Origin of the sequence: Pseudoalteromonas sp. BZB3 (genome assembly GCF_040104455.1) — a bacterium.
GTDB lineage: Bacteria > Pseudomonadota > Gammaproteobacteria > Enterobacterales > Alteromonadaceae > Pseudoalteromonas.
The window spans coordinates 13165-30864 of record NZ_JBECOS010000016.1 but is presented as its reverse complement, the minus strand read 5'-3'; the positions used below and the strand labels follow the sequence as shown (position 1 = coordinate 30864).

Here is a 17700-nt window from a genome sequence, read left to right as displayed (position 1 = left end):
TAGGCTATCTTCTTCTGCGTTGACGCTGCCCAAGTACACGTTTTTTATCTCTGTCTTTACGTGCTTTATTGGTATTCTTACGGTTATCTTTGACCTCTCGGGTCAAGTCAGGTTCAAAACCACTTAGCCATTGTGGGGTTAGTCGCTCATCTAATAACACTTCAAGTTCTTCAAGTAGCCACTGTTCATCTTGGCTGACTAAGCTAATAGCCTTACCCGAGCGCCCTGCTCGACCCGTGCGTCCAATTCGGTGAATATAATCTTCTGCCACATAAGGTAGCTGTGCATTAATCACGTAATCTAATGTGCTGATGTCGATACCACGCGCCGCAACGTCAGTGGCAACAAGCACACGTACCTTGCCCTCTTTAAACTGAGTTAACCCTTTATCTCGAGCGCCTTGTGATTTATCGCCATGAATTGCACTGCTCGGCAAACCATCTTTGATTAGCTCCTTCACAAGACTGTCAGCTTGCGCTTTAGTGCGAGTAAACACCAGTACTTGCTGCCAGTTATTCTTACCAATTAAATAAGCAATGACAGCAGCTTTCTTCTCTTCATCAATGGCATAAAAAATTTGCTCAATCGCCTCAACGGTTGTGTTTTGCTGCTCTATGCCTACACGCTTAGGATCGGATAACCAACGGCTAGCCAGCTTCTCAACACTTTCATCTAAGGTTGCAGAAAAGAGCATGGTTTGTCGTGAGTCTGGTACATGACGCATAATGCGTTTTATCTCACCAATAAAGCCCATATCTAGCATTCTATCGGCTTCATCAAATACCAAATGTTCAAGTTGGCTGAGTGACAAAGTGCCTTTAATTAAATGATCGAGTAAACGCCCAGGCGTTGCGATAATAATATCCACGCCTGCCTTCAATCGTTTCTCTTGAGGACCTATATTTGCTCCACCATACAGACACACCACTTTTAAATCAGTATTGGCTGCATATTGCTGAGTATTCTCTGCAACTTGTTGCGCAAGCTCTCGCGTTGGCGCCAAAACCAGTGACCTAACTTGACCAAGCTGTGTGTCATCGCGCAACAGATTGTTCAGGATCGGTAACATAAATGCCGCCGTTTTTCCTGTACCAGTCTGTGCAGTCGCGATGATGTCTTTGCCAGTAAGTGCAAGTGGAATAGTCTGCGATTGAATATCAGTTGGGGCTTCGAACCCGAGTGTTTCAAGAGCAGAATGAATGGCCGGTGCCAAAGAAAAGGAGGAGAAAGACATAAGTATCACTGCGAATAAATAAACTGTGTGCAGTATAACAAAAACGCACCTGAGGCGCGCTTTGTGGTGGTATTGTTTATTATATTATTACTTTAAAGCGTTGCTTTGCGCTCATTGTAATATGCAATCAAGTCGTCGATTGCCTGTTGGTCATAGGCTTTAATACCAGACACTAGCATATGCTTTTCACCACGACCGACTTTTTTTCCTTCACTGATGAAGTTAAATTTAAGAATGATTTTACCGCGTTTACCTTCGTATTCGAACTCAGGTGTATCTGTTTCTAGTTCCACCGACTTTACATTGATATCATCAAAATGAATCGCCATTGACTCGTAAATTACCATAGGGCGTGCAGGATTGATCATCACCTCTTTTTCACCCATCACAGGCACTATCATATGCGGGAAAGTTGTGCCTGAGAAAGCCACGTAATTTTTCGTTAAGCTTTCAATTAACGTTGGGCATTGGCTTGTTTCACCTTCACGTTTAACCGATAACATCACTTTCTCGTTTGATGTTACTGCAAACTCATCTGCCGCTTCAGGAAACTGAAGTTGTGACGTTTCGTCAACCATGCCTTCAAATTTGAAGTACATGTTCTCACTTACACCATAGCGCGATAATACCAGTGAAAATAATAAATCACCTGGCACACAAAACTTCTTCGCATCAGCATCATGCAATGGGTTAAAGTCATCTGCTATTTTTTTAGCGAATTGGCTACCCTGCTCACGTGTGATCGTGACAAATTCAGCATCTTGTTGGTAGTAAGGCGTTAACATACATCTAGTTCCACAACTTTAAGGACGGGCTATAGTAGCAGAATAAAATGTTAGAGAGGTCGTATCTGTTGTGAAATTGATAAAAAAGCACCAATAAAAAAGCCACTTTGAAATAAAGTGGCCTTTAAGTTTTTATAAATCAGAATACTAGGGCGTGTTTATCTTTGAGATATGAATTTTGTTCAAATCAAAGGCTTTCAATACGCGAAATGAGCTGCGCAGCATAACTAGTTATGTAAGTGGCGAATGACAAAGTAGTGGAAGCCTTTAGTTGAACTCTTCGAGCAGCGCGAGTTGGACATTTATTCAGCGTTATCGGCTAACTTACATAGAACAACTATGCTTCGTAGCTTCTTGCCTTGCCTAAACATCCAACTCACTGCTGCAAAAACACACAGCAAAGGTCAACACGCCCTCACTTACGCTTTTGGATAGTCGCGATATGCTTTTTCTAATTTCTTAGCTTGCTTTTTAGACACACCAATGTGCTCAAGTGCCACACGTAAACGTGCACGAGACAGGTCAGAACCTAAAATTTCCATTGCATCTACAACCGACGTTGAAGATGTTTTACCTGTGATAGCTACAAAGATTGGCTCTAAGAAGTCTTTGATTTTTAATTCGTGGTGCGTTGCTACTGCTTTTGCAATTGCGAAGATCTCATCTTTTGTCCAGCTACGTAGCGCTTCAAGTTCCCAGATAAAGAACTGTAATGCCTGACGCACAACGTCTTCGTCTGCTTTACCCGCAGTTAATAGCGTAGGGTCGTATTCTGGAATACCACCCACAAAGTGACCTGCTAGGTCAACTAAATCTGACAGCTTGTTAATACGCGTTTTAGCTTGAGGTAAAATACGAGATAACGTCTCACCGTTGAACTTCCAATCAACAAAGCGCTGAATAAGCTCTTCATCAGATAAGTTTTCGCGGATCCAAAGACCGTTTAACCAGTTTAGTTTGTCGATATCAAAAATTGGACCGCCAAGCGATACACGCTTCATGTCGAAGTGTTCGATCATTTCAGCAAGGGTGAACTTTTCACGCTCATCTGGCATTGACCACCCCATACGGCCTAAGTAGTTAAGCAGTGCTTCTGGTAGGAAGCCCATTTCTTTATAGTAGTTAATTGACGTCGGATTCTTACGCTTTGACAGCTTAGATTTATCAGGGTTACGAAGTAGTGGTAAGTGACCTAGTACAGGTGCTTCCCAACCGAAGTCTTCATATAACTTTAATAGTTTAGGCGCTGAGTTGATCCACTCTTCACCACGGAAAATATGACTGATCTGCATATGGTGATCGTCAACAACATTCGCTAAGAAATAAGTTGGGAAACCATCTGCTTTTAAAAGCACTTGCATGTCTACGTTTTCCCACGGGATCTCAATCTCACCACGTAAGTAATCGTTAAACTTGAAGCTACCTTCTGTTGGGATCTTCATACGGATAACGTAAGGTTTACCCGCTTCAAGGTTTGCTTTGATCTCGTCTTCGCTTAACAACAAACCGCGACCATCGTATTTAGGACGAAGACCTTCGGCCATTTGTTGTTCACGCATTTCATCAAGTTCTTCAGCGGTCGCGAAACAATAAAACGCTTTACCTTCGTCAACTAATTGCTGCGCAAATTGCTTGTATAAATCGCTGCGCTCAGACTGGCGGTATGGGCCGAACTCACCGCCCACATCAGGACCGTGATCCCAGTTTAGGCCTAACCAACGCAGGCTATCCATGATCGCTTGCTCTGATTCAGGCGTGCTACGCACTTGGTCTGTATCTTCAATACGAAGAACAAACTCACCGCCTTGTTGCTTAGCAAAACAGTAATTGAAAAGGGCAATATAAGCTGTGCCTAAGTGCGGATCACCGGTTGGTGAGGGAGCTACAGGAGTAGGAATAGTTGTGTGATTTCTATAAATTGATAAGAAAATAAAATAATGGGGGGTATGCTAGCACACCCGCCATTATTCGACAAAAAATTACCTAGTATTTTGAGTTTTTTAAGCAGCTTTATCTAAGCCTTGCAAAAACGCAACTATGTCACTTGATTCATACATCCAAGTCACCTTGCCCTGCTCTTCAATACGCAAACATGGCACTTTCACTTTACCACCCTGCTCAGCAAGCTCTTGACGATAAGTTTCGTTATTTTTTGCATCGCGAGTTTCCACTTTTAAGCCTTCTCGTTTGATAGCACGACGTACTTTTACGCAGAAAGGACATGCTTCAAATTGATAAAGCTTAAAGCTCTTCGTTTTTGCATCAAGCTGTTGCTGCGCCTGTGCTTCACGTTTTTTACTTCTAGGCGTGAAAATAAAGTTTAAAAGAAGAATGATACGGCCTAAAAACCAACGGACAAATTTCATAATAACTCCAACGCTTAAAAATTCCGCGGAGTGTATCACAAATTAAAACAATTCAATATCGCAGTCAGTAATCACTTGTGGTTCCAAATTGAGTTGTTGATAATTAGTGACTTGGTTTCGACCATTTTCTTTTGAATAATAAAGTGCTTTGTCGGCCTTATTCACTAATTCAGATAACTGAAAATCATCCCCTACCTGAATAAAACCAGCACTCATAGTGACATGGTTCACTTGTGGAAAGCGAGTATTTGCCACTAACTCTCTTGCTCTATCTAGAACTTTCCATGCTAACTCAGCATGTTCTGTTGAAAATAAAATCGCAAACTCTTCGCCGCCATAACGGAAAAGTAGATCATCAAACCGAAAGTGCGATTTGAGTAATTGCGATACCAACACAATCACTTCATCTCCAATTACATGCCCATAGGTGTCATTGACCTTTTTAAAGTGGTCAATATCTAACATGGCTAAAAACCAACTATTCTCTGGGTCAGTTTTCTTGGTTTGCATACAGTTCTCAATGTGCATAATGTCAGTAAGTTGTTGTTCAAAGCTCTGCCTATTAAGTAATTGAGATAATGGATCTATCGCACTATTATGAAGCAACTTCAGTTGCAAAAAGTACACATCCAATAAATGGAGTATCAACCCTTCCTCTTTATCAGAGAGAATAACACTACCGGGGTTATTGACTTTATTGGTGACAATCAACCCACCCAAAGGTTGAATGTCAGTTTTCGCGAAGAAGAAAGTTCTTGAAGGCTGCTTTAATAACTTGATGTGTTCGGGTAAATCTTGCAGCACACTCTTAAATAAATTTAATAGTGTATTGCACTCTTCCTGACGGATCACACCTGACGCATGGACGGTAAACTGAAATTCAATCTGCGCCTTAACGTGACAACACTTTTTACTAAAAAAATAAGCATCAAATCTATCACTAAGCAGCTCTTGTAAGATCAGACTAAAGCAAAGCTTTAAGTCCGATTCTTTTTTTTGAGAGACCAGTTGTTTTACTAATCCGTAGCCACAGTTTGATGTTTGCATGAAAATATTGAATTTAGGTGCTTTTTTAGAGTGTAGATTGCCTAGCTAAAAACACCCAAAAAATTTATAAAATCACTAGATCATCTCTATGGATCACAACATTAGACAGTGCAAAACCCAATTGCTCTGCAATATTTTGACTGTGCAGCCCTTTAATCTTCTCAAGCTCTTGGTTATCGAACGCACATAACCCTTTTGCAAACACGTTGCCATGGTCATCACTTAAAGAGACTAAATCACCTCGAGTAAAATCACCTTTTATTGAAGTAATTCCCTTGGCTAATAAACTTGCCCCTTGGCACGTTAATGCCTCTACCGCACCTAAATCACAGATAATCGTACCTGTGGACTTTGGACCACTGAGCAGCCATTTTTTACGACCTTCAAGTGGTGCATCGAACTTTAATACTCGCGTGCTGGGCGCTTCGCTATTTAACACATCGACTAAGATATTCGTCTCCGAGCCTTTTGCAATAATGGTCTCAATACCTGCACGCTGCGCAATTTGCGCGGCTTGTAACTTTGTCGCCATACCGCCAGTACCGAGTGAGGTACCAGAGTCACCCGCTAAAGATTTGACGTTATCGTCAATTTCACTGATTTGTGTGATCAACTCGGCGTCTGGGTTAGAGCGCGGATCTGCGGTAAATAACCCAACTTGGTCGGTGAGTAAAATAAGCTTGTCGGCATTGGCTAAAATCGCCACCAACGCTGATAAATTATCGTTATCGCCAACTTTAATTTCTGCCGTTGCCACTGCATCGTTCTCATTAAAAATAGGAACGACAGCATGCTTTAAAATCTGCGTTAAGGTATCTTTCGCGGTCAGGTATCGTTCTCTGTGTTCAACATCGGCGCGCGTTAATAGCATTTGTGCAACGGGCACATCATATAGAGCAAACAGCGACTGCCACTGATTAATAAGTTGACCTTGACCAATTGCAGCGAGCATTTGCTTTTCACTGACTGAGCTGCCTATGGGTGTGGGAAGTTGGCTGCGCCCAGCGGCAACAGCACCGCTCGATACGATAACCACTTTATAGCCGTTTTCTCTTAGCTCAATACACTGTCGCACAATATCAACCATTCTTGGTTTATTTAAATGCAACTTGCCTGCTGTCAACACACTTGTTCCCAGCTTTACCACAACCAATTTTTTGTTCATAACTCCCCCAATGAATGCCTCTTTGGTTATATCAGAGCCAGTTTTTTGCACAAGTTAAATTTATTCATTTCACAGTCAATGCTAATATGCGCATAGCTTATACCAATCCTCTTAATTAAGTGTTCTATTTTGAGGCGAGGAAAACTTGTCGGAAGCGAGGCGAAAATATCGCTATTTAGTTGTTCTAAGTAAGAAATTTTCAACGAAGCTAACGTCAGTTTTAGTCCCTCAAAATGATTAAGTATTATTGAGTATTGGTATTAAAAACCGCAGGTAATTACCGCTTTTTATTTAACCTTTATTTTTAAGATCAAAGCGACTTTTTTAAGTACTTGCACAATAGCCAAACAGCGCAAAGCGATTGAATTCAAGTGAAATAGTAAATATGAAGAAACATTCAAAGAAAAAAGAACTAATGATGCTGCCACTGCTTTTTATCAGCATTTTGCTTTGTGTTGGCGGTCATTTTATTTTGCAACCCAACTATCAAGATAGCCATGTCATTGAATATAGTTTAGCTGCACTGCCATTTGTGATGTTTGCGGTTGTGATCATAGCCATCAGAATGGCTTTTAAAGCAGAAGAAAAAGAGCAAGACGACTAACTTGGAATTGCTTGCTCTACGAGATTATTTATAAAACATGATAACCAAACCAATCAGGTGAGAGCTGTTGGGTTTTCTCGCTTGGGGTAAGATGAATATTGTAACCCGTATCGAATAAGTCAACTGCAAAGCAATCATCAACATCGTACAAGTCATCTTTATGTCGGTGCGACATGCCCTGTAACAGTTTAGATTTCGCTTTTTGTTTTGCCTCTTCAGAACTTACAGCCACACACAGCATAAACTCATGTTGCTCGGCTAAACTATCTGCTCGATACGCGCCCATATTCACAAAGAATAACTTTTCTCTTTGTAATGACGGCGTTTCACTGAGGGTGATTTCATGGCCATCGACATATTTTACTGCCAGATAGCTGTCCATATGCACTTTGTTTTTATCACCCACCCACTGTGCTTTTAACTTATCAAAACACGCTTCTATATTTTCACCTATCACAAAGCGTATATCGTGCATTTCAATATGACAGCCCGCTATTCGGCCACCCAAATAAACCATAAATAGATGCATTACGTTCCTTAAAAACTATGTACATATAATTATAGTGACAAGAGAAGCCGCTTACCGCAATAATGATGTAAGACTTTAATACGCTTGATATAACGAACACGATGGAATTAAATATTCTTCGCTATTACTCAAAAACTGAAATCAACATATAAGAAGAAAGATAATGATAAAACCTCTCACGCTCATCATAGGTATGTGCTTTAGTGCTGTCAGCACAGCACACACAACCTTAATTCATAACGTTAACGGCTACACACCGACACTTGATGGTAAAATTGAACGCTTTTCTACCCTCGTATTTAAAGATGGTAAAGTCGTTAAATATGGTGACAAAGATACAATCAAACAATTTCCTCAAGCTAAGGCTATTGATGGAGAAGGTAAAACCTTACTGCCAGGATTGATTGACGCTCATGGACACATAATAGGTCTGGGTAACAATCTTCAAAGGCTCGATTTAAGGGGTATTCCTTCTGCAGAAGCTGCAGGAAAAAAGCTGCAAACCTATGCTAAAAGCAATCCAGATAAGTGGTTAGTTGGCCGAGGCTGGGATCAAACCTTGTGGGATAACAAAACCTTTCCAACTGCTGCCGATTTAGATAAGTATGTTAGCGACAGACCGGTTGTGCTCACTCGCGTTGACGGCCACGCTATTTGGGTCAACAGTAAAGCCATGCAACTAGCTGGGATTTCCCAAGCAACGCAATCACCTGATGGCGGTGAAATAATTCAAGTTGCAGGTAAACCTTCAGGTATCTTCATCGACAAAGCAGAAAACTTAGTTTTAAAACATATTCCAAAACAATCGATTGAACAAAAGCAACGCGCCCTATTTGCCGCATCAAAGCACCTAGTTAGTTTAGGTATTACCTCAGCACACGACGCAGGCATTGACTTCGATACTTGGCGCTTGTATCAAGATTTAGCAGAGCAAAACAAACTACCATTTCGTATTTATGCCATGCTGTCGGCAAGCAGCCCAAAACTTGATGACATGCTAGATGCCGGAGTCATCAAAAAACAAAATGATTTTTTAAGTATTCGCAGCGTAAAAATTTATGCCGATGGCGCACTTGGAAGCCGCGGTGCCGCACTCATCAAAGATTATAGAGACAGAAAAAACCACAAAGGCCTTATGCTTGAAAATAAACCTGAACTCGAAGCCTTAATGAGCAAAACCTTTAAACATGGTTATAGCGCGCACACCCATGCCATTGGTGACAGAGCAAACCGCATTGTTTTAGACAGCTATGAAAGCCAGTTTAAGACTGTCGGCGGTAAGTTGCTACGTAACCGTATTGAGCATGCACAAATTGTACACCCTGATGATATTCCTCGCTTTAAGCAACTCGATATTATTCCATCTATGCAGCCTGTGCATGCTACCTCTGATATGCATATGGCAGAAAAGCGCCTAAGCTCCGAGCAATTACAAGGTGCTTACGCTTGGCAAACTTTCCTCAAGCAAGGTAGTAAAGTTGCCTCTGGTTCTGACTTCCCAGTTGAACTTGCAAACCCGTTCGACGGACTTTATTCCGCTGTAACGCGGATGTCGAAGCAGCAAACACCTGAAAATGGCTGGCGCAATGTTGAAAAACTCTCACGAGAGCAAGCATTAACTTCGTTCACACTGGATGCTGCATATGCTGCATTTCAAGAATATAAGCTAGGTAGTTTAGAAAAAGGCAAATGGGCAGACTTTATTTTAATCGACAGAGATTATTTTACAGTGCCTGAAAATGAAATATTCAAGATTGGCGTAGAGCAGACTTGGATAGCAGGTGAAAAACGTTTTGAGAAGAAGTAATTAGCGCGGCATTTTAATAATGGCCTTAGCATGTTTTGTTGACGCTAAGGCCTCTCAGCTTTGTAATAGGGTTTATTTCTTGCGCTCTTTTACTAACTTAATTAAGTGATAAATATTCACTATCGCTAATAAAGCATTCGTAAATGCCACAGGCCAAGCTTGGATCATCACGCCATAAATGGTGAAGCAAATACACCCAGTTAAATTTAACCAACGTAATTTAGTTACGTTAGTCATCATTAAAGACAAAACTAAAAAAACCGACGCCAAATACCCTAAATATTCCCAACTCATCGTTCACTCCAACAAATTTCATTCTTAGTCAAAAAGTGCCACATCAAATTTTATTGAAATGCCTCGGCTGCAAAAATTAAGGTAAAAACTCAATAACCACTTAGCATAAGGCATAAGTCATGCTATCTTCGCAACATGTGATTAACTAGGACAATTGTCCTAAGAGCCTTTTAGATGTTCCAATACCACTTTTCTGCCAATCTCGTTGAACAATTACTGCAATTTGCGGGTAATACTTTTGTACACACAAAGAAAGATGTACTGATTCACCAAGATGAACCATTAAGCAAATTAATTCTGGTCAGAAGCGGCACAGTGTCTTTTAGTTACGATGTAGGTAATGGTAGACGATTATTACTCGGTCAGCTTGACTGTAATAATACCTTAATTGGCGAAATTGAAGCGCTCAACAATCACCCTTGTACATACACAGTTACCTGTTTAAATGAAGTGCAATACAATCTCATTGAGCTTAAACATTGGCGACAACTATTACTCGACCAACCAGAGCTCAGCTTATACACCGCACAAACCATCGCGGCAAAGTTCATTGAAAACCAAAAAGTGAACTTAGATAAGCTGTTACTTCCGCTTAGCTACAACATTGCTAAAGACTGCTTAATGCGCGCAGAAAACAGCAACCCAACCCTTCTAAGAGCTTACAGCACAGTAAACGCTGAAGCAGAACGATTCGCTACCACAGAGCGCGCTTATCGCCGTGTTGTAACCGAATTAGTAGATAAAGGTCTAATAATCAGAACCCCTGATGGATTAAAGCCTGTAGACATTGATGCCTTAGACGACTTTGTCGACAGCTTTGCTTGCTGAAAAACTGTTAAAAACATCAAATTTACTTAGTAAATTAATTGTTATACAGCTTTATGCTAGCCCTAAAAAAAGGGACTGATTTTAATAAAAAAATTAAGCGTCTAAATTTGTATATGAACTTTTAATAAAGTATCATTCAGCAGCTTGACGAATAAATAATGAGCTATTATTCTCTACTTACTAATTTGCATTGCGGGGCAAGGTTATCTTATATCTGCAACATAATTAGTGCACTCTCAGTTTACTTGAAATTAAAGGAAAAGGTAAAAATCATGGGAAACAAAAAGTTTAATCTAACCAAACTTGCCCTTGCAATGGGTGTTACTCTAGGCCTAGCAGGCTGCTTCAGTGACAATGACAACAACATTGATATCAAACCACCAGTACCAGAAGAGCCAGATACGATTGTAGTTGGTGAGCTTCCTGATGGTGCGGTTGCTGAAAAACAAGCAGCTGCTTTCACTGTTTCAGTTGAAGATTTAAGTGGTGCAGCACTTGGTACGGCTGAAGCACCTGTAACGGTAAGAATAACTAAAGGTGCTGATAAAGTTGTATCTTTAGATGGTAGCGAGCTTGCAGCTGAAGAGTTAACACTTAATGCCGGTACTGGTATTTTCTCTGCAGCAGTTGCTGACGTTTCAGAAGAAGTTACAGTTACTGTTAACTTCATTGCGGATGGCTTCATCAATAACAGTACAACGTTTACTCTTTCATCAGACAATACTGACGAATCTGCAACAGTAAGATTAGTTCCTAGAACTTCTTCTGCAGACACTCCTGTGAAAGTTGCAGCTGAATCAAAAGCAGTTGAAGAATTAGTAAAAGAAGGCGAAACACTAGCGTTTGATGAAGAAACTGGTGCTATTACAGTAACAGATGAAAACGGTGACCCTCAACCAATTACACTGACAAAAGAAATCGAAGCTGCTACGGAAAAAGACGACAAAGGTGGTGTTGAAGTTGTTATCCCTAGTGGTAGCCAGATGCTTTACCGTGATTCAGAAGGTGAACTGAAGCCATTAACAGGTGCGCCTGAATTAACAGTTGCTTACTTCAATAATGAAGCAAGTACAGCAACAGAAGCAAACAACAATGGTGATGCAGCTTCTCAAGCTCGCGAAAGCTCAACGCTTGACGTTTTCCCAGGTGGTTTAGACCTAGAAGTAGCAGTACCTGCTAGCGATGCAACTGACGCAACTGAAGCTCCTCAAGCCGGTGCATTCACTACAGCAGGCTTCGTTGCTATCGAATTAACAGATGCTGAAGGTAACAAAGTTAAGAACTTTGGTGAAACTGATGGTAAGGAAAACAGTATCGAAGTGAAAATGACTGTAGACGCAAACACTGCGAATGCTTGTCCAATGAACTATGGTACAACTGACCTTGACCAAGAAACAGTTAGAAATTTTGCTACTGACTCAACCAAAGCAACTGACTCTGCATACTTCAGAAAAGGTGCTTGTGTAACTGTTGAAGGCGGTACTGTTGCTTCACGTACAGTTAAAGAAGGCGATATTATCCCAGTTTGGAGTTATGACGCAGATGAAGCTCAGTGGAGCTTTGAAAGCTACGGTGTAGCCCAAAAAGTTGAAGGTAATGACAGTATTTTCAACGTTGCAGTACAAGTAACTCACTTATCTTACTGGAACCTTGATTTCTTCAACTGGCGTGAGCCTAACCGTGGTCAATGTGGTACTAACGGCCGCGTTGAATTTGATATCGTATACGGTGGCGAAAATGAAGTACAAAACAGCACACCGTTCTCTCTACTAGTTGAGTCTCAAACTAACGGTTATCGTAAGCTAAAACGTGCTCGTGACTCGTTCTTCTTCGACAAATCAACAATTCTTAACCCACCTTCATTCCCTGTGTTCTTACAGTTCCTAGAAAATGGTGCAAACATCATTGATGGTGTGAAGGGTGATGAAAATAACCCAGTTGACGGCACTGCAACACGCCTAAAACTTGATGATGTTTGTGAGCTAGATGGCAAGACAGTTGTTCTTGTTAACGACGAGCCTGTAGAAACATTTGCACAACCATTCAAAACTGAACTTGTTTGTAATGTTGAAGGCGCAGATCAACAAGGTCGCGCAGCATCTGCTACAACTGTTTATTTATTCCAAGACGGTTCTCGTGTAGGTTCAATTCGTACAGGAAATGACGGTAAGGCTGTATACAATAACCTAGTTGCTGGCGATTACACTGCACGTGCTGCAAACACGACTGCCAACAATGCACTAACAGAAGCGGTTTCATTCACTGCAAGCGCTACTGAAGTTGCACTAGAAATCCCTGTTGCTAACTGTGTAGCTACAGAGAAACCAGTAACTGGTACTGGTGGTTCTTAATTTATAAAGTAAACTGAACTTAAAGCCGTGCTATGCACGGCTTTTTTATTTGTCGAGTAAGCGAGTATAAGCTTATAGGTACATGAATGTATTACAAGCTTTTAATAAATTAAACCTAGTAAAGACACTCCTTCCCTTACAGCACGCCTACCCCTAAATCTGGTTTTACATGCTCAATCACCATATAAGTATGATTTGTACCAACGCCTGGAATCTCTACAATTTGCCCTAGCACTTCACGATAAACCGTCATATCAGGTACTCGAATTTTCACTAAATAATCAAAGCCACCGGCAACCATGTCACAGCTCACTACATGAGGGATCCGAATAATATGCTGTTTGAAGGTTTCAAAAACCGATTCAGTAGAGCTTTTTAGACGTATTTCTACGTGGGCCACCAAATGCTGCCCTAATTTTTCAGGGTTTAATCGGGCACTATACCCTTCTATATACCCTTCACTTTCAAGCTTTTTTACCCTATCTAAACACGGGCTAGGGCTTAAGTTTACTGCCTTAGCGAGATTTACATTCGAAATTCTGCCGTTTTTGTGTAAAGCGTCTAAAATAGCTAAATCAATGCGATCAAGCACACGTGTTTTGATTGAAGTTGTCATACAGAATTTTATGCTGAATTATTTAGAATTTGAGCCGTAAATTACCGTAAATCGCCAAATTAAACCAGCATATTCTGCTGCGATTTGTATACAATGCACAAAAATTCTATCACCTAATAATTTTAGAGGGTTCACATTATGCTATTTAAAGGCGACTTAACGACCCAGTGTCCGATCCGTCAAAAGATCAGAGACTTTTATCGCATCGACGAAGAACAAGTCATCGATCAGATTTTGCCTTTAGCAGAAGTTGGTGTTTCTGCTCGAAGCCGTGCTTGGGAGCGCGCGCGTCAAATGGTATTAAACATTCGTAGAGACCAAAAAGGTAAAGGCGGTGTTGATGCGCTATTAGAAGAGTACTCTTTATCTTCTGAAGAGGGCGTGGTGTTAATGTGTTTAGCAGAAGCTTTGCTTCGTGTGCCAGACAAAGAAACACAAGACGAACTAATTCGTGACAAGCTAAGTCAAGGTGACTGGAGCGCTCACTTAGGTAACAGTGACTCTCTATTTGTTAATGCATCAAGCTGGGGCTTATTGCTTACTGGCAAGATGGTTGACTATGCAGACAAATCAAAAGAAGAACAGTTTGGTCTACTAAAACGCACTATGGGTCGCATTGGCGAGCCAGCTATCCGCAAATCTGTGCAATATGCAATGAAGATTATGGGTCAGCAGTTTGTAATGGGCACCACTATTGAAGCAGCTCTTGAACGTGCGAAAGAAAAAGAAGCACAAGGCTATGCCTATTCTTATGACATGCTAGGTGAAGGTGCGCGCACCATGGCCGACGCTGACCGTTACTTTAACAGCTACATGACAGCAATTCATGTCATTGGTAAAGCAGCTAATGGCCGTGGTCCAATCAAGAGCCCTGGTATTTCTGTAAAGCTTTCTGCGATTCACCCTCGTTATGAATTCACACATCGTGAACGCGTAATGGAAGAGCTAGTTCCTAAACTAAAAGAGCTTGCACTTGCAGCAAAACAATATGACATCAACTTCACTGTTGATGCAGAAGAAGCAGACCGTTTAGATATTTCTTTAGACATCATCGAAGCGGTATTCTCTGATGAAGCATTAGGTGACTGGAACGGCTTCGGTCTTGCAATGCAAGCATACCAAAAACGTGCTATCTGGGTTGTTGACTGGTTAGAAGCCCTATGTCGTCGCGTAGGCCGTAAGATGATGGTTCGTCTTGTTAAAGGCGCTTACTGGGATACTGAAGTAAAACTAACTCAAGCTGATGGCCTTGAAGGTTTCCCGGTATTCACACGTAAAGCGAGCACAGACGTATCTTACAAAGCCTGTGCGATTAAACTAATGAACGCACGTGATGTGATCTTCCCTCAGTTCGCAACGCACAACGCATACTCTGCAGCGACAATCCTTGAGCTAGCAAACGGCGAATACAACAACTTCGAATTCCAGTGTCTACATGGCATGGGTGACTCACTATACAACCAAGTTGTCACCGAAGACAAAGTACAGTGTCGTGTATACGCGCCAGTAGGTCAGCACGAAGACCTACTTGCTTACCTAGTTCGTCGTCTATTAGAAAACGGTGCAAACTCTTCATTCGTTAATGCGATTGTTGATGAGAGCAAGCCGGTTGAAAGCCTGTTAGAAGATCCGGTAGAAAAAATTCAGCGCCTACGCAACAAGCGCAATACGCAAATTACGATGCCTATCGACATGTTTGGTGCAGAGCGTAACAACTCTAAAGGCTTAGACTTAACCAACATTAACCACATCACGCCAATGCGTGACAATTTGAATGCTTGGGTAGAGAAAAACTTAATTACGCACAACGATGTACCTGAAGGTCATGAAGCCGTAATCAACCCTGCAAACCACGATGAAGTACTTGGTTCAATTCGTCACCAAGACGAAACTGAAATGAAGCAACTAGTAACGAACGCTGAACAAGCATTCGAAGCTTGGTCAAAGGTACCAATCAACGAGCGCGCTGATATTCTTCGTCGCACAGGTGATATCTTAGAAGATCACCGTGATGAGCTAATCGCACTATGTATCAAAGAAGCTGGTAAAGTTGCACAAGATGGTATCGACGAAGTACGTGAAGCGGTTGATTTCTGTCGATACTACGCAGCAAAAGCTGAAGAACTTGCGCTAGATGAGCGTTTCTCTCCACGTGGAGTGATTTTATGTATCAGCCCTTGGAACTTCCCACTGGCGATTTTCTTAGGCCAAGTTGCAGCGGCAATCGTGACAGGTAACACAGTTATTGCAAAGCCTGCAGAGCAGACATCACTGGTTGCACTTCGCACTATTGACCTAATGAAGCAAGTTGGTTTACCTGAAAACGTAGTTCAGCCTGTTATCGCACGCGGTAGCAAAGTTGGTCAGGTGATTGTTCCTGACGAGCGTATTCAAGCCGTTATGTTCACAGGTTCTACTGAAACGGGTACACGCATTTCACAAACCCTTGCTGAGCGCGGTGGCGACCAAGTACCTCTGATTGCTGAAACCGGTGGTCAAAACTGTATGATCGTTGATTCAACGGCGCTGCCTGAGCAAGTTGTTGACGATGTGATCTCTTCTGGCTTCCAGTCAGCAGGTCAGCGTTGTTCTGCTCTTCGTGTACTATTTGTACAAGAAGAAATCGCAGACAAAGTGATCAGTATGATCAAAGGTGCAATGAAAGAGCTTCATGTTGGTGATCCAGCTTACCTTTCAACGGATGTTGGCCCGGTAATCGACCAAAAAGCGCATAGCGCACTTACTGAACACGTAGAGTACTTAAAAGGCAATGCAACACTGCATTTTGAGTGTCCATTACCTGATATGAGTGACACTGGTCATTTCTTCTTTGCACCTCGTTTATATGAGATCAAAGACCTATCTGTACTTAAGAAAGAAGTATTCGGCCCGTGTGTACACGTGATCCGCTTTAAGGGCACTGAAATCGATAAAGTCATCGACCAAGTAAACAGCACAGGCTTTGGCTTAACTATGGGTATTCATTCGCGTATTGAAGAGCGTGCAAACTACCTAGCTAAGCAATCACGCGCAGGTAACGTTTACATCAACCGTAACATGATCGGTGCGGTAGTAGGTGTTCAGCCGTTCGGTGGACGTGGTCTTTCTGGTACTGGTCCTAAAGCCGGTGGGCCTAACTACTTATCTCGCCTAGTAAAAGAGAATAAGACACCAGATAACCGTCAATCTACTAACGTTGCAGTTGATACTGAAGCGCTTCAGGCATTCCAAGGTGCGCAAGAGCAAGTTAGCCAGCTAATGCAAAACTCAATACGTGATGAAAAAGCATGGCGTGCAATGCCGCTAAATAACCGCGTATCTGTGGTACGTCAGTTATTAGCGAAACTTGCTAATGTTGAAATTATGGATCAACTTGCTGATGACCTAGCGCACACCTTAGCTGATGCTCGTGAGCAGATCATTCGTCTTGAAAAGCGCTTAAGCAAGGTTGTACAGTTGCCTGGTCCTACAGGTGAATCAAATACGATTCGTTACGAGCCGCGTGGCTGTGTTGTATGTTTTGCTGATAAAGACACCTCATTCAACTTCTGGGTAATGTCTATCATTACTTCTCTAGCTGCTGGTAATACAGTGATCACTGTAGTTTCTGATTTATTCCACGAAGAAGCATTAGCTTTCAGAGATAAGTTAATCAGCTGCGGCGTAGCTGAAGGCGTTATGCAGGTTGCTAAGCTTAATCAACTCCCTGCGGTATTGGCTCATGATCACCTTGCTGCGGCAGTAGTTGGTAGTGGCTGTGCACGTAAAGGTTACTTCAGTACGCAACTAGCTGCACGTAAGGGCGCTATCTTGCCTGTGATCAGTGCTGAGTACTACGACACGCTGCTTAACCGTCTAGTAACAGAAAAGACCATTAGTATCGACACTACGGCATCTGGTGGTAACACGTCACTAATGACATTAGTTGAAGACGACGAATAATCTATTTTACTCTTTGACTTTGAAAAGCCTGTACTTTTAATTAAGTACAGGCTTTTTTAATTTTCATGATCTCCTTCAACTGTTTTTTTAGGTATCTTTTGCTAGGCTTAAATAACTGGCACTAAAAAAGAA

Annotated in this window: 14 protein-coding genes; 5 read left to right on the top strand and 9 right to left on the bottom strand. The window is 41.7% G+C overall.

All coding sequences use genetic code 11. From position 1 onward, the window contains the following. Positions 1-4: 4 nt before the first annotated feature. From ABMY35_RS17780 to proB, 6 genes are all read right to left on the bottom strand, one after another. A complete protein-coding gene (locus tag ABMY35_RS17780; RefSeq protein WP_349287431.1) occupies positions 5-1234 on the bottom strand; it encodes a DEAD/DEAH box helicase in 1230 nt (409 codons plus the stop codon). Between the two features lie 92 nt (positions 1235-1326). Next, positions 1327-2019, bottom strand: coding sequence for a DUF3581 family protein (locus tag ABMY35_RS17775; protein WP_349287430.1), 693 nt, complete (start codon positions 2017-2019; stop codon positions 1327-1329). 419 nt (positions 2020-2438) lie between these two features. Then, positions 2439-3938, bottom strand: a complete 1500-nt coding sequence (gene gltX, locus ABMY35_RS17770; RefSeq protein WP_349287534.1) for a glutamate--tRNA ligase — start codon at positions 3936-3938, stop codon at positions 2439-2441. Positions 3939-4019: 81 nt separating this feature from the next. After that, the gene (locus ABMY35_RS17765; RefSeq protein WP_349287429.1) at positions 4020-4385 is read right to left on the bottom strand and encodes a glutaredoxin; all 366 of its coding nucleotides are present in this window, start codon (positions 4383-4385) and stop codon (positions 4020-4022) included. A 42-nt stretch (positions 4386-4427) separates the two neighbouring features. Next, positions 4428-5432: a GGDEF domain-containing protein gene (locus ABMY35_RS17760; RefSeq protein ID WP_349287428.1), complete on the bottom strand. Its 1005-nt coding sequence runs from the start codon at positions 5430-5432 to the stop codon at positions 4428-4430. Positions 5433-5496: 64 nt separating this feature from the next. Beyond that, the gene (gene proB / locus ABMY35_RS17755; RefSeq protein ID WP_349287427.1) at positions 5497-6597 is read right to left on the bottom strand and encodes a glutamate 5-kinase; all 1101 of its coding nucleotides are present in this window, start codon (positions 6595-6597) and stop codon (positions 5497-5499) included. Positions 6598-6982: 385 nt separating this feature from the next. Between proB and ABMY35_RS17750 the strand changes: the two genes are divergently transcribed. Next, the gene (locus tag ABMY35_RS17750; protein WP_349287426.1) at positions 6983-7201 is read left to right on the top strand and encodes a hypothetical protein; all 219 of its coding nucleotides are present in this window, start codon (positions 6983-6985) and stop codon (positions 7199-7201) included. A 28-nt stretch (positions 7202-7229) separates the two neighbouring features. Here ABMY35_RS17750 and ABMY35_RS17745 read toward each other — a convergent pair whose 3' ends face one another. Continuing rightward, entirely contained in the window at positions 7230-7730 is a 501-nt protein-coding gene (locus tag ABMY35_RS17745) for a DUF1543 domain-containing protein (protein WP_349287425.1), read from the bottom strand. A gap of 163 nt (positions 7731-7893) precedes the next feature. On the opposite strand from ABMY35_RS17745, the gene ABMY35_RS17740 reads away from it, so the two are divergent. Continuing rightward, the gene (locus ABMY35_RS17740; RefSeq protein ID WP_349287424.1) at positions 7894-9537 is read left to right on the top strand and encodes an amidohydrolase; all 1644 of its coding nucleotides are present in this window, start codon (positions 7894-7896) and stop codon (positions 9535-9537) included. A 72-nt stretch (positions 9538-9609) separates the two neighbouring features. Here ABMY35_RS17740 and ABMY35_RS17735 read toward each other — a convergent pair whose 3' ends face one another. Then, entirely contained in the window at positions 9610-9831 is a 222-nt protein-coding gene (locus ABMY35_RS17735) for a YgjV family protein (protein WP_349287423.1), read from the bottom strand. Between the two features lie 174 nt (positions 9832-10005). Here ABMY35_RS17735 and ABMY35_RS17730 point away from each other — a divergent pair, with 174 nt between their 5' ends. Beyond that, a complete protein-coding gene (locus ABMY35_RS17730; RefSeq protein ID WP_349287422.1) occupies positions 10006-10659 on the top strand; it encodes a cyclic nucleotide-binding domain-containing protein in 654 nt (217 codons plus the stop codon). Between the two features lie 272 nt (positions 10660-10931). Continuing rightward, positions 10932-13010, top strand: a complete 2079-nt coding sequence (locus tag ABMY35_RS17725; protein WP_349287421.1) for a hypothetical protein — start codon at positions 10932-10934, stop codon at positions 13008-13010. Between the two features lie 136 nt (positions 13011-13146). Here the strand turns inward: ABMY35_RS17725 and ABMY35_RS17720 are convergent, their stop codons facing one another. Further along, the gene (locus ABMY35_RS17720) at positions 13147-13626 is read right to left on the bottom strand and encodes a winged helix-turn-helix transcriptional regulator (RefSeq protein ID WP_058029014.1); all 480 of its coding nucleotides are present in this window, start codon (positions 13624-13626) and stop codon (positions 13147-13149) included. 138 nt (positions 13627-13764) lie between these two features. Between ABMY35_RS17720 and putA the strand changes: the two genes are divergently transcribed. Continuing rightward, positions 13765-17568 carry a bifunctional proline dehydrogenase/L-glutamate gamma-semialdehyde dehydrogenase PutA gene (gene putA / locus ABMY35_RS17715; protein WP_349287420.1) on the top strand — a complete coding sequence of 1268 codons (3804 nt, stop codon included), beginning with the start codon at positions 13765-13767 and terminating at the stop codon, positions 17566-17568. Positions 17569-17700 lie beyond the last annotated feature (132 nt).